General features: G+C 76.0%; 12 protein-coding genes. 8 read left to right on the forward strand and 4 right to left on the reverse strand.

The annotated features are described in order from the left end of the window. The first annotated feature begins 36 nt into the window (after window positions 1–36). From ISOVA_RS02185 to ISOVA_RS02215, 7 genes are all read left to right on the forward strand, one after another. A complete protein-coding gene (locus tag ISOVA_RS02185; protein ID WP_013837625.1) occupies window positions 37–2,673 on the forward strand; it encodes an AMP-binding protein in 2,637 nt (878 codons plus the stop codon). Then, entirely contained in the window at window positions 2,673–3,725 is a 1,053-nt protein-coding gene (locus ISOVA_RS02190; protein WP_013837626.1) for an extracellular solute-binding protein, read from the forward strand. Before ISOVA_RS02185 ends, ISOVA_RS02190 begins: the two co-directional genes overlap by 1 nt. After that, the gene (locus tag ISOVA_RS02195) at window positions 3,709–5,235 is read left to right on the forward strand and encodes an ABC transporter permease (RefSeq protein WP_013837627.1); all 1,527 of its coding nucleotides are present in this window, start codon (window positions 3,709–3,711) and stop codon (window positions 5,233–5,235) included. The genes ISOVA_RS02190 and ISOVA_RS02195 overlap by 17 nt, the downstream gene beginning before the upstream one ends. Continuing rightward, window positions 5,232–6,311 carry an ABC transporter ATP-binding protein gene (locus ISOVA_RS02200; protein ID WP_013837628.1) on the forward strand — a complete coding sequence of 360 codons (1,080 nt, stop codon included), beginning with the start codon at window positions 5,232–5,234 and terminating at the stop codon, window positions 6,309–6,311. The genes ISOVA_RS02195 and ISOVA_RS02200 overlap by 4 nt, the downstream gene beginning before the upstream one ends. 58 nt (window positions 6,312–6,369) lie before the next feature. Further along, complete coding sequence (locus ISOVA_RS02205; protein WP_081474896.1) at window positions 6,370–6,885, forward strand: RtcB family protein; 516 nt, start codon at window positions 6,370–6,372, stop codon at window positions 6,883–6,885. Window positions 6,886–6,991: 106 nt separating this feature from the next. Beyond that, entirely contained in the window at window positions 6,992–8,101 is a 1,110-nt protein-coding gene (locus ISOVA_RS02210) for a serine/threonine-protein kinase (protein WP_186004560.1), read from the forward strand. Beyond that, the gene (locus tag ISOVA_RS02215; RefSeq protein ID WP_013837631.1) at window positions 8,098–8,427 is read left to right on the forward strand and encodes a hypothetical protein; all 330 of its coding nucleotides are present in this window, start codon (window positions 8,098–8,100) and stop codon (window positions 8,425–8,427) included. The genes ISOVA_RS02210 and ISOVA_RS02215 overlap by 4 nt, the downstream gene beginning before the upstream one ends. A gap of 274 nt (window positions 8,428–8,701) precedes the next feature. Here ISOVA_RS02215 and ISOVA_RS02220 read toward each other — a convergent pair whose 3' ends face one another. The 4 genes from ISOVA_RS02220 to ISOVA_RS15885 form a co-directional block, all read right to left on the reverse strand. Then, window positions 8,702–9,052 (reverse strand): DUF8129 domain-containing protein, encoded by a 351-nt coding sequence (locus ISOVA_RS02220; RefSeq protein ID WP_041295052.1) that lies wholly within the window; start codon window positions 9,050–9,052, stop codon window positions 8,702–8,704. A gap of 89 nt (window positions 9,053–9,141) precedes the next feature. Next, complete coding sequence (locus ISOVA_RS02225; protein WP_041295053.1) at window positions 9,142–10,488, reverse strand: FtsX-like permease family protein; 1,347 nt, start codon at window positions 10,486–10,488, stop codon at window positions 9,142–9,144. 5 nt (window positions 10,489–10,493) lie between these two features. After that, window positions 10,494–11,225 carry an ABC transporter ATP-binding protein gene (locus ISOVA_RS02230; RefSeq protein ID WP_013837634.1) on the reverse strand — a complete coding sequence of 244 codons (732 nt, stop codon included), beginning with the start codon at window positions 11,223–11,225 and terminating at the stop codon, window positions 10,494–10,496. Window positions 11,226–11,355: 130 nt separating this feature from the next. Beyond that, the gene (locus ISOVA_RS15885; protein WP_081474793.1) at window positions 11,356–11,814 is read right to left on the reverse strand and encodes a uracil-DNA glycosylase family protein; all 459 of its coding nucleotides are present in this window, start codon (window positions 11,812–11,814) and stop codon (window positions 11,356–11,358) included. Here ISOVA_RS15885 and def point away from each other — a divergent pair. Further along, complete coding sequence (gene def / locus ISOVA_RS02240) at window positions 11,808–12,494, forward strand: peptide deformylase (protein ID WP_013837636.1); 687 nt, start codon at window positions 11,808–11,810, stop codon at window positions 12,492–12,494. The genes ISOVA_RS15885 and def overlap by 7 nt on opposite strands. Window position 12,495: the final 1 nt, after the last annotated feature.

Genomic DNA, 12,495 nt, shown 5'->3' on the forward strand with positions numbered 1-12,495 from the left:
CGGGACGAGCGCCTATACAGGTTAGCCTTACCTACCATGAGCGTCCTCACCCCGGCCCTCGCCCCGGGCCGTGGCACCCTCCTGCCCGACGAGCCGGCCCGCGCCGACCAGCCGGCGCTGATCGCCGCGACGGGCGAGGTGCTGTCGTACGAGGAGCTCCGCACCGCCGTCGACGACCTCGCCGCGCGCCTCCCGGACGCGGCCGACGGCCGTCGCCTCGTCCACCTCCCGGTGAGTCCCGACCTGGACGGCGTCCTGGCCTACCTCGCCACGATCGAGGCCGGCCACGTCGCGCTCGTGACGCCCGAGGACGACCGCACGGCCGCGATCCTCGACCGCTACCGCCCTGACGTCACCGCCACGGGCGACCCGGCCGAGCCGTTCACGATCCACACCTCCGCGCCGGTCCACCTGCTCCACCCCGACCTCGCGCTCCTGCTGAGCACGTCGGGCAGCACGGGATCGCCCAAGCTCGTGCGGCTCTCGCGCCGCAACGTCGCCAGCAACGCCGCCGCGATCGCCGAGGCGCTGGGCCTCACCGCGCACGACCGTGCGATCACGAGCCTGCCGCTGCACTACTGCTTCGGGCTGTCCGTCCTGCACTCGCACCTCGCCGCCGGGGCGTCCGTCGTCCTGCACGACGGCTCGATCATGGACGACGCGCTCTGGCGCGCCGTCGACGACCACGGTGTGACGACCCTCGCCGTCGTGCCGCACATGGTCGAGCTCATGGAGTCGACGGGCGTGCTCGAGCGCCCGCACCCGTCGCTGCGGCTCGTCGCCCAGGCGGGCGGCCGCATGCACCCCGACCGCGTCGTCCGCACCGCCGCGCTCGGGCGCGAGCAGGGCTTCGCGCTCGCGGTCATGTACGGGCAGACGGAGGCGACCGCGCGCATCAGCGTGCTCGACCCGAGCCTCGTCGCGGACAACCCCGACGCTGTCGGGCGGCCCGTCCCCGGGACGACGATCCACCTCGACACCGAGGTCCCCGAGGCGCACGACGGCGCGGGTGAGGTCGTCGTGCGCGGGCCCGGCGTGATGATGGGCTACGCCGAGCACCCCGACGACCTGGCGCTCGGGCCGATGCTCACCGAGCTGAGGACGGGCGACCTGGGCCGGATCGGTCCGGACGGCCTGCTGCGCCTGGTCGGACGCCGGTCGGGCTTCGTCAAGGTCATGGGCCTGCGGATCGACGTCGCGGCGGTCGAGGCGGCGCTCGAGTCCGCCGGGTTCACGCCGTGCGTCGGCGGCGACGACCAGGGACTCACCGTCGCGGTCGAGCCCGAGAGCGGCACCAGCACCGTCGAGACCGCCGCCCGTGCCCGTCGGGTCGCGGGGGAGGCCTCCGGCCTCGGGCCCGCCGCGGTCGCGGTCGCCGTCGTCGAGCTCCCGCACCTGTCCAACGGCAAGGTCGACCGGCTCGGGTGCGCCGCGCTCGTGCGCGGCGGCTCGCCCGACGCGTGCGAGGACGCGCGCACCCGGACCGCCGAGGCGGTCGGCGCCAGCCCGACGCTCGGGGTCACCGTCGCGCACGCCGTGGCGGACGTGCTCGGGCTCGACGCCGTGGACCTCGAGCGCAGCTTCGTGCAGCACGGCGGCGACTCGCTGAGCCACGTCCAGGCGTCGGTGCGGCTCGAGGCGCTCGTCGGGCCGCTGCCGCGCGGCTGGCACCACCGCCCGCTCGGCGAGCTGGTCGAGCTCGGCCGGGCCCGGCGCGCGTCGGACGCGGCGCCCGGCGGGACGGCGTCGCCCGACGCCGCGCGCGAGCCGCGTCGCTCCGGGTGGCGGACGGTCGAGACCTCCGTCCTGCTCCGCGCGATCGCCGTCGTCATCATCTGCGGCTCGCACGCCGACCTGTTCCGCATCCTGGGCGGCGCGCACACGCTGCTCGCGGTCGCCGGCTTCAACGCCGCGCGCTTCGGGCTGTCGATGCCCACCGCACGCGGCCGGTGGCGGGCGAGCCTGCGCACGCTCGTCGGCGTCGCGGTGCCCACGATCGCGGTCGCCCTGTTCGGCATGGTCACGCACGAGCGCTACGGCTGGCCGAACGTCGTGCTCGCCAACTGGCTGGTGGGCGACGTCACCTACGGCTTCCGCAACGAGCTGTGGTTCATCGACGCCCTCGTCGCGTGCACGCTCACGCTCACCGCGGTCCTCGCCGTCCCGGCGGTGGGCCGCGTGTGGCGGCGTGACCCGTGGCGGGTCGCCGTCGTCGTCGCGGCGCTCGCGCTCGTGCCGCGGTTCGTCGTCCTCGCCGTGGGGGAGGGCGTGCTGCGGGGCATCATGCCCACCACGTTCTGGCTCTTCGCGGTCGGCGCCGCCGTCGCGCACGCCGACACGCGCCGACGCCGCCTGCTCACGCTCGCGGTCGCCGTCGTCGGCGGGGCCACCTTCTTCCCCGAGGACCCCGTGCGCAACGCCACGATCCTCGCGGGCATCGCGGCGCTCACCCTCCTGCCGGAGGTGCGGCTGCCCGCGCGGGCCGTGCCGGTGCTCAGGCTGCTCGCGTCCGCGTCCCTGTACGTCTACCTCGTCCAGTTCCAGATCCTCGACGTCGTCCCCACCGCCCTCGGCGCGACCCTCGTCGCGATCGCGGCCGGCTGCGTGCTGTGGCGCGTGGCCGACCGTCCCGTGCGGCGGCTCCAGGACGCCGTCGTCCCCCCGAACCGCTGATGAAACGGACCATCCCTGTGCGAACGAAGCTCGGTGCCGCCCTGCTCACCGTCCCCGTCGTCCTGACGCTCGCCGCGTGCGGCGGCTCCGGCGACGCCGCCGAGGACACCTTCGAGCCGAAGCCCGGCGCGCTGCAGATCTACTCCTCCCAGCACCGCAACGTCACCGAGGCGTGGGCCGAGGCGTTCACCGAGCGGACCGGGATCGAGACGCAGGTCCGCGAGGGCCAGGACTCCTCGATGGGCCACATGATCGTCGCCGAGGGCGAGACGTCGCCGGCCGACGTCTTCCTCACCGAGAACTCGCCGGCGATGACCGTCGTCGAGCGTGAGGGCCTCCTCGCGCCGGTCGACGACGCGACCCTGGCGCAGGTCGGCGAGGGCCGGGCGCCGTCGTCGGGCCTGTGGACGTCGGTCGCGGCCCGCTCGACCGTGCTCGTCTACAACACCGACCTCATCAGCGAGGACGAGCTGCCGACGTCGATCCTCGACCTGGCCGACGACGCGTGGGCCGGGCGCTGGGGCGGCGCGCCCGGCGGTGCGGACTTCCAGGCGATCGTCGCCGGCATGCTCGCCGACCAGGGCGAGGAGACCACGGCCGCGTGGCTCGAGGCGCTCGCCGAGAACGCCGAGGTCTACCAGAACAACATCGCCACGATGAAGGCGGTCAACGCCGGCGAGGTCCCGGTCGGGATCATGTACCACTACTACTGGTACCGCGACCAGGCCGGTGACAAGGAGGGCTCGGCGAACACGGCGCTGCACTACTTCGGCAACGAGGACCCCGGCGCGTTCGTGAGCCTGTCGGCGGGCGGCGTGCTCGCGTCGTCGGACATGCCCGACGAGGCGCAGCAGTTCCTCGCGTTCGTCACCAGCCCCGAGGGGCAGCAGATCCTCGTGGACAGCGGCTCGATGGAGTACGCGGTCGGCGAGGGTGTCGCCTCCGACCCCGCGCTGCCGCCGCTCGAGAGCCTCGACGCCCCGCCCGTCGACCCGTTCACGCTCAACTCCGACGTCGTCGTGGACCTGATGACGGATGCGGGCATCCTCTAGCGGCACCAGCGGTGCGACCCTGGCGGCCGTCCTGGTCGCCGGGCTCACGGTGCTGCCCCTGCTCGTCGTGGTCCCGGACGCGCTGTCGGCCGGGTTCGCCGAGACGCGCGACTACCTCCTGCGGCCGCGCGTGGGCCGGCTCCTGAGCAACACCGGCCTGCTCGTCGCGGTCACCGTGCCCGCGACGGTGGTGCTCGGCACGCTCGCGGCCTGGCTCGTCGAGCGCACCGCCCTGCCCGCGGCCGGCGTCTGGCGCACCCTGCTGCTCGCGCCCCTCGCGGTGCCCGCGTTCGTCAGCGCCTACGCGTGGGTCACGGTGGCGCCGGGGCTCACCGGCTTCGGCGGGGCGGCGCTCGTCACGACGCTCGCGTACTTCCCGTTCGTCTTCCTGCCGGCGGCCGCGCTCCTGCGCACGCTCGACCCGGGTGACGAGGAGGCCGCGCGCTCGCTCGGCGCCGGGCCTGTCGCCGCGACCGTCCGCACCGTGCTGCCCCGGCTGCGCCCCGCGCTCAGCGGCGGCGCCCTGCTCGTGGCGCTGCACCTGCTGGCCGAGTACGGCGTGCTCGAGATGATGCGGTTCCAGACCTTCACCACCGCGATCATGCAGCGGTACGCGGTCGGGTTCAGCGACGCCTCGGGCAGCCTGCTCGCGTCCGTGCTGCTCACGCTGTGCCTGCTCGCGCTCGTGCTCGAGACCGTCGCGCGGGGCCGACGGCGCGTGGCCCGGATCGGCCCGGGCGCCCAGCGCCGTGCGACGCGGGTCCCGCTGGGCGCGTGGACCGCCCCCGCGCTCGTGCTCCTCGGCGGCCTCGTGGCGCTCTCGCTCGCCGTCCCGCTCGCGACGGTAGGACGCTGGCTTCTGCGGTCGCTCGACGGCGCGGGCTCGCTCGACGCAGACCTGCTCCAGGTCACGGGCAGCACGCTGGGCCTCGCGGCGCTGGGTGCGGTGGCCGCGGTCGTCGCCGCGCTGCCCGGCGCCTGGCTGCTCGACCGCCGCCGCTCGGCCCTGACCCACCTGCTCGAGCGCACGACGTTCCTCGCGAGCGCCCTGCCCGGCGTCGTCGTCGGGCTCGCGCTCGTCACGGTCGCCGTGCGGTGGGCGCGGCCCGTCTACCAGACGGTGGCGCTCGTCGTGGTGGCCTACGCGATCCTCTTCCTGCCGCGCGCGATGGTGTCCCTGCGCGCCGGCCTGGCCGCGTCCCCGCCCGAGCTCACGGAGGCGTCGCGGTCGCTCGGCGTCGGCGGCACGGCCACGCTCACGCGCGTCGTGCTGCCGCTCATCGCGCCGTCGGTCCTCACCGGCCTCGTGCTGGTGGCGCTCGCCGTCTCGACCGAGCTGACCGCTACCCTGCTGCTCGCGCCGACCGGCACCGACACGCTCGCGCTCGCGTTCTGGCGCGAGGCCAGCGAGCTCGACTACGCCGCGGCCGCCCCGTACGCGGCCATGATGATCGGGATGTCCGTACCCCTGACGTTGCTGCTGCGGCGGCAGATCCTGGAGGAGCGATGAGCGAGGTGAGGCTGTCCGGTGTGACGGCCGGCCACGGCACCGAGACGGTGCTGGACGACGTCGCGCTCACCGTGCACGAGGGCCGTACGACGGCGGTGCTCGGCGCGTCCGGGAGCGGCAAGACGACGCTGCTGCGGGTCATCGCGGGCTTCATGCGGCCGTGGTCGGGGACCGTGGCCGTGGGCGGCCGGACCGTCACCGGTCCCGGCGTCTGGGTGCCGCCCGAGCGGCGCGGCGTCGGGTACGTGCGGCAGGACGGCGGGCTGTTCCCGCACCTGTCGGTCGCGGGCAACATCACGTTCGGCCTGCCGCGGCCGCGCCGGCGCCACCGCGAGCGGGTGCTCGAGCTGCTCGACGTCGTCGGGCTCCCCGCGGCCGTCGCGGACCGGTTCCCGCACCAGCTCTCGGGGGGCCAGCAGCAGCGCGTCGCGCTCGCGCGGGCGCTCGCGCCCCGCCCGGGGCTGGTCCTGCTCGACGAGCCGTTCTCCTCGCTGGACACGGGCCTGCGCGCCTCGACGCGCGAGGCGATCGGCAGGGCGCTGCGCGCGACGGGCGCCACCGCGCTGCTCGTCACGCACGACCAGGACGAGGCGCTGTCCTTCGCCGACGAGGTCGCCATCCTCGCCCGCGGACGCTTCCGTCAGGTCGGCAGCCCCGACGCCGTCTACCGGGACCCCGTGGACGTGGCCGTCGCCGAGTTCCTCGGCGAGGCCGTGGTGCTCGCCGGCACGGCCGACGGCGACCGGGTGACCTGCTCGCTCGGCGTCCTGCCCGTGCAGGGAGCGGTCCCGGGCGGCGAGGTCGACGTCATGGTCCGGCCCGAGCAGCTGAGCCTCGGGCCCGCCGGCAGCGGACGGCTCGACGCGCTCGTGCGCGGCGTGACCTACTTCGGGCACGACGCCGTCGTCGAGCTGGACCTCGTCGACGCCGCGGCGCACACGCTGCGGGCGCGCGTGCTGGGCGTGACGCTCCCGGCACCCGGCGACCGGGTGGGCGTGAGCGTCACCGGGCCGGTGCGGGCGTTCGCGCGCGGTGGGCACCCGGTGTCCGAGAGAGTCGCGGCCGCGGCGTCCTGAGCCGACGGCGCGAACATCCCCGTGCCGGTGAGCGTGGCCGGTGGCAGGCTTCCGGCTCATGACCGCTCAGCAGCTCGCACCGCGCCTGCTCAGCTGGGCCTCGATCCTCGACGAGAAGGCCCGCGAGCAGGCGATCACGACGTCCGGCATGCCGTTCGTCCACCCCCACGTCGCACTGATGCCCGGCGCGCACCTCGGCAAGGGTGCGACCGTCGGCTCCGTGATCCCCACGCTCGGGGCGATCATCCCCGCCGCGGTCGGCGTCGCCCCGGGGCTGATCCTCGGGTCGATGGGGACGGCGTCGTACGTCGTGGTCGGCAAGGGCAACCGCGAGTCGCTCAACTCCAGCCCGCACGGCGCGGGGCGCAACCGCTCGCGGTCCGCGGCTCGGCGCCTGTTCACGCGCGCTCAGCTGCGGGACGCGATGAAGGGCATCGAGTACCGCGACACCGACGCGTTCATCGATGAGATCCCCGCCGCGTACAAGGACATCGACCAGGTGATGTCCGACGCCGCCGACCTCGTCGAGGTTCGTCACACGCTGCGGCAGATCGTGAACGTCAAGGGTGACTGACCCCGCGCCGGCCCCGTGCCGTCGCCCCGCCGGATGCAAGTGACCGCGAACCGGGGGACCTTTTTCGTGGTGCCCGATGCACCACGGAAGGAGTCGAGCGGTGGTCATGACGGTGAGCGACGGAGCGCTGCTCGGGGGCCGGTACCGGCTGGAGGGGCTCGTCGGACGCGGCGGCATGGCCGACGTCTTCGAGGCGACCGACCAGGCCCTGGGTCGCCGTGTCGCCGTCAAGGTGCTGCGCGACGTCGCCCAGGACCCGTCGGACCGCGACCGCTTCACCGCCGAGGCGCGCACCCTGGCCCGCCTCAGCCACCCTTCGATCGTCACCGTGCTCGACGCCGACGCGGACGGCGACCAGCCCTTCCTGGTGCTCGAGCTCGTCGACGGCGGCAGCCTCGCGGAGCTCGAGCACCGGCTCGCGAGCGGTGCGGTGGCACGGCTCGGCGCCCAGGTCGCCGCGGCACTGGCCCACGCGCACGCGGCGGGTGTGGTGCACCGCGACGTCAAGCCGGCGAACGTGCTGCTGGGCGCCGACGGCGGGGCCCTGCTCACGGACTTCGGCATCGCCCGGCTGCTCGCCGACACCGTCCGGCACACCCGCACCGGGACCACGATCGGCACGGCCGCCTACCTGGCGCCGGAGCAGGTGCGCGGCGAGGCCGTCGGCCCGCCCGCCGACGTGTACTCGTTGGGGCTCGTGCTGCTCGAGGCGCTGACGGGCGAGCGCGCCTACGCCGGCTCGGCCGTCGAGGCCGCGGTCGCACGGCTGCACGCACCCCCGGCCGTGCCGGAGGACCTGCCTGCCGGATGGCGGGAGATCCTGTCCGCGATGACGCACGACGACGCCGAGGTGCGTCCGACCGCCGCGCAGGCGGCCGCCGCTCTCCAGCAGCTCACCGACGCCGACGACGCCGGGTGGTCGCCCGCCACCGCGACGACCGCCGCGCGGACCCGGGACGACGTGCCCACGGTGGCGTCGCCACCGTTCGTCGCGGACGCGGACGCGGACGCGGACCGTCGCCGCCGGCGTGCGATCCCGGTCGGCGCCGCGTTCGCCGGCGCCGCTGCCGTCGCGACCGCCGTCGTCCTGTCCGTGGTCGGTGGCGGTGAGCCGTCGGTGGCGGAGACCTCCGAGGTCGTGCCCGGCGGCGTGCCTCCCGAGATGCACCAGCCGCTCACCGAGCTCCGTGACGCCATCTACGAGGGGACCCGATGAGGCCGCTCGGCCGCCTGCTGGCGGCGGCAGGGACGGCGGCGCTGCTCGTGACCGGCTGCGCCGCCGAGCCCGGGCCCGACGGGCCGGTCCCCGAGCTGGCCGCGGTCTACTCCTCGATCGAGGACGCGTTGTCCGCGGAGCGGTACGACGAGGCGCGTCGAGACCTGCGCCGGCTCGTCGCGGCGACCGAGAGCGCGCGGGCCGCCGGCGACCTCGACGAGGCTCGCGCGGACCGGGTGCTCGCCGCCGCGGCCCGCCTGCTGGCCACGCTGCCCGACCCCGACCCGCGGGCGACCCCGGACGGCGACGCTCCCGTGGCCCCCTAGCCGTCCGAGGACCCGGAGGCGGACGACGCCAGCGTCCGTCCCGGCTCGGGCGACGGCACCTCCACCGGTGACACCTCGACGGGCGGGAGCACGGGCGGGGACGGCAACGGCGAGGAGCGGCGCACGCAGAACGCGCCGCAGCAGAACGAGCAGGGCGGGCCGCCGGCCGAGGACCGGGGGAAGCCCGCGCAGGGCGGGGCGAAGAGCGACGGCCGCGGACGCTGAGCGTCCGCGGTCGGCCGGCGATCCTCGGTCGCCCGGTCCTCGGTCCGGCTCAGCCGCGGGGCTGCGAGCTGTTGCCGGCGAACCACTCGGGCCCGCCGGGCTCGGCGGCGGTCTGCGGCGACGCCTTGCTGCCGCCGGACGGCGGCGCCTGCTGCGGCGTGGGGCCGCCGGCGTCACCGCCCGAGGGCTCGGCCCCACCGCGGAGCTCCTCGAGGCGCTGCTCGAGCACGGTGACCACGGGCATCCGGTCGCCGTGCGCGCGCTCGTACGCGAGGACCTTCCCCAGCGCGTCCGCGTCGAGCGAGCGGATCCGGTGCGCCAGGGTCCCGACGGGAAGGTGGTCGTAGTCGGGCAGCGGCAGCTCGTCGCGGGTGGTCTCGTTCGTCCGGTCGTCCGTCATGGTCGTCCTCTCGGAGGGGAACGCGCCGTCGGCGCCGTGCTCCTCGACCGTAGGCAGGCCGCCGGGGCCCCGCACGCGCGGGCCACCGCTCACAGCACGCGCTCGGGCCGCGCGAGGATCCCGGGCACGAGCCGCGCGCTCACGGCCGCGGCGCCCCGCACCGCCAGGAAGCCGACGGCGAACACCGTGGCCGCCGTCGCGACCGCGACGGGCTCCATGAACACGGCGACACCCACGAGCGGGAGCAGCAGCAGGGCCGCGCACAGGGCCGACCCGCCGGCCACCACCCACAGCGCCGACATGACCGCCCGCCGCGACGCCTCGGTCATGACCTCGCGCGGCACGCCGAGGCGGTCGAGCGACACGTGCACCGCCGCGCGGTCGAGCGTCGCCGCGGCCTGCGTGATGCCCACCGAGCACGCGACCATGAGGAAGGAGCCCGCCACCGTCACGAGCACACCCGGGGACACGTCCTGCATCAGCCAGCGCTCGTCGGCGCTCAGCGTGTCCTGGTCCATCGCCCGGGACATCGCCAGACCGACCGCGCCGAACACCCCGACGAAGCTCGTCATCGCCACGCCGCTCACCTGACGCCACGCCGCCTTCGGGTCCTCGAGGACGCTGCGCGCGGCGAGCAGGGCCGGCACGGTCGTGGCCTTCCGGTGCGCCCGACGCGCCCGCCTGCGCACCACCCACGGCCCGACGGCGTCGAGCGCCAGCAGCCCGAGACCGAACGCGACCGCCATCCCCGCCACCACGACGACGAAGCCGCCGACCGAGCCGAGCGCACCGAGGACCTGGAGCAGCACCGAGCCGACCGCGAGCGCGCCGAGCGCCACGACGACCCGCACCCAGTGCGCGCGGCCGGCGCGCTGCCGCATCCGCACGCCCAGCGGCGTCACGACGACGGCGCGCAGCCCGGCCAGGGCGCTCGCGGCCGCGAGCAGGGTCACCGCGAGCGCCGCCAGCGGCAGCCACCACCACGGCACCCACACCTGCGCGCCGAGCGCCTCGCCGCGGAAGTGCAGCAGGCCGACCAGCGGCGCCGTCGTGCCGTACAGCGCCCACCCGAGCACGGCACCGGCCAGCGCGGTCGCCGCGGCCTCGAGCACGGTGAGCGCGGTGACGGTGCCCGTCGTGGCGCCGAGGAGCCGCAGGGACGCGAGGCGCCCGTCGCGCCGTCGGGCGGCCAGGCGCGCCGCCGCCGCGCCGACGCTCGCCAGGGGGACGAGCAGCAGCACGAGCGCGATCACGGCGAGCACCTGGTAGGTGCCGGCGAGGTCGTCGTCCCACCGGAAGAACGCCTGTGCGCCGCCCGCGACGACCAGCACGAGCGCGGTGACGACCGTGAACGACACCACGGGCAGGAGCGCGGACGTCCGGTCGCCGTCGCGCCGCCGCGCGAACACCGGGGCGAGGCGCAGCGCCGTCGCCACGCCGCTCACCGTGCGCCTCCGGTAACGGATGCGCGGTCGGCGGCGTGCTCGCGCGCGGTGTCCGAGACGACGCGGCCGTCGCGCAGCACCACGGTGCGGGCGCAGCGCGCGGCGACGTCGGGGTCGTGGGTCACGACGACCAACGTGCGGCCCTCCCGCACGGCGTCGAGCAGGAGGTCGAGCACCTCGGCCGACGTCGCGGAGTCGAGCGCACCCGTGGGCTCGTCCGCGAAGAGCAGCCGGGCGCCGCCGACCTGCGCCCGGGCGATCGCGACGCGCTGCGCCTGCCCGCCCGAGAGCTCGCCGAGCCGGCGCTGCTCCAGCCCGGCGAGGCCGAGGTGGGCGAGCCACCGCGCGGCCTCCGCCTCGGCCTGCGCGCGCGGCACGCCGGCGAGCATGCGCGCGACCGCGACGTTCTCGAGCGCGCTCAGCTCGTCGAGCAGCAGTCCCTGCTGGAACACGAACCCCAGCTCCTCGCGCCGCAGCCGCGCGCGACCGTCGTCGTCGAGCGACTCGACGTGCACCAGGCCAGCCCCGGACGCGAACGTCACCGAGCCGCCGGTCGGGCGCAGGATTCCGGCGAGGCAGTGCAGCAGCGTGGTCTTGCCCGAGCCGGACGCGCCCATGATCGCGACGGACTCCCCGGGTGCGACGTCGAGGTCGACGGCATCGAGCGCGGGCGCGGTACCGCCGGGGTAGCGCAGGGTCAGGTTCCGGGCGGACAGGATCGGCGTCATGGTGGCAGCCTCGCCGCCGGACGGTGCCGCGCGCGTCGGACCTGGAGCGGATCCTCCGCGGCGCGCGTCCGCCCGCGGTATGACGTCCTGCTACGACGGCGGGCTCGACGGCGGGCCCCCGGCGCGGAGCTCAGCGTGCCGCGTCGGCCGCGGTGCGCAGGTCGGCGACCAGGCCGTCGAAGGCCTCGTCCCACCCCGACCGGTCGCGCAGGCGCAGCAGCGCGGACGGGTGCGTCGTCACGACGACGGCGCCCGCCCCGTGCGCGGCACCGTCGGCGTCGGGCGGGTCGAGGACCTGGCCGCGCAGCTCGCCGACCCGGACGGCACGGCCGAGCACCGCGCGCGCGGCCGTCGACCCCATCGCGACGACGACGCGCGGCCGCACCGCGCCGAGCTCGGCCTCGAGCCACGGGACGCAGGGCGCCGGGGCGCTCGGGCGTGCTGCGGTTCGGCTGCGGGCTCGGGGCCACGGGCGGTCACCTCCTGCGGACAGGATCGCGTGCGCGGCCCGTGCTCGCCGCACGGGGCGAGCACCGCGGTCGGGCACCCGTGGGCGGCGAGCGCGCCGGTAGGCTCGACCGCATGGCATGGAGCTTCGGACGCCGCCGGCCCGTCACGTACCTCCTGGGCGAGCCGGCCGACCCGTACCCCGCGCAGGCGCCCGAGGTCCGGCGCGGCCGCGTCCTGCGCATCACGGAGATCGGCGAGCCCGTGCTCCACACGCCCGCACGCACGGTCACCGAGTTCTCGACGCCCGAGCTCGCCCGGCTCATCGACGACATGTTCGCGACGATGGAGGTCGCGGAGGGCGTCGGGCTCGCGGCCCCGCAGGTCGGGGTGGACCTGCGCGTCTTCGTCTACGACCTCACGGACGAGCACGGCGACCGGCACGTGGGCCACGTCGTCAACCCGGAGCTCGAGGTCGACGCCGAGGCGTCGCCCGAGACGGAGGACGAGGGCTGCCTGTCGGTGCCCGGCGCGTACGAGCCGCTCGAACGCCCCGGCGCCGCGACGATCCGCGGCGTCGACCAGCACGGGGGACCGGTGCAGCTCACGGCCACGGGGTACCTCGCGCGCTGCTTCATCCACGAGGCTGAGCACCTCGACGGCACGCTCTACTGGGACCACCTGTCGCCCGAGCTGCAGGCCGACGCGCTGCGCCAGCGCGACGAGGAGCGCGCGCACGTCCTGGCGGGCCGGCGGGAGCTCGCGATCGAGCTCGACAAGGTCCCGGCGGAGTACCCGGACCAGCCCGCGGGCGGCCGCTGAG

It is taken from the genome of Isoptericola variabilis 225 (assembly GCF_000215105.1).
Lineage (GTDB): Bacteria > Actinomycetota > Actinomycetes > Actinomycetales > Cellulomonadaceae > Isoptericola > Isoptericola variabilis_A.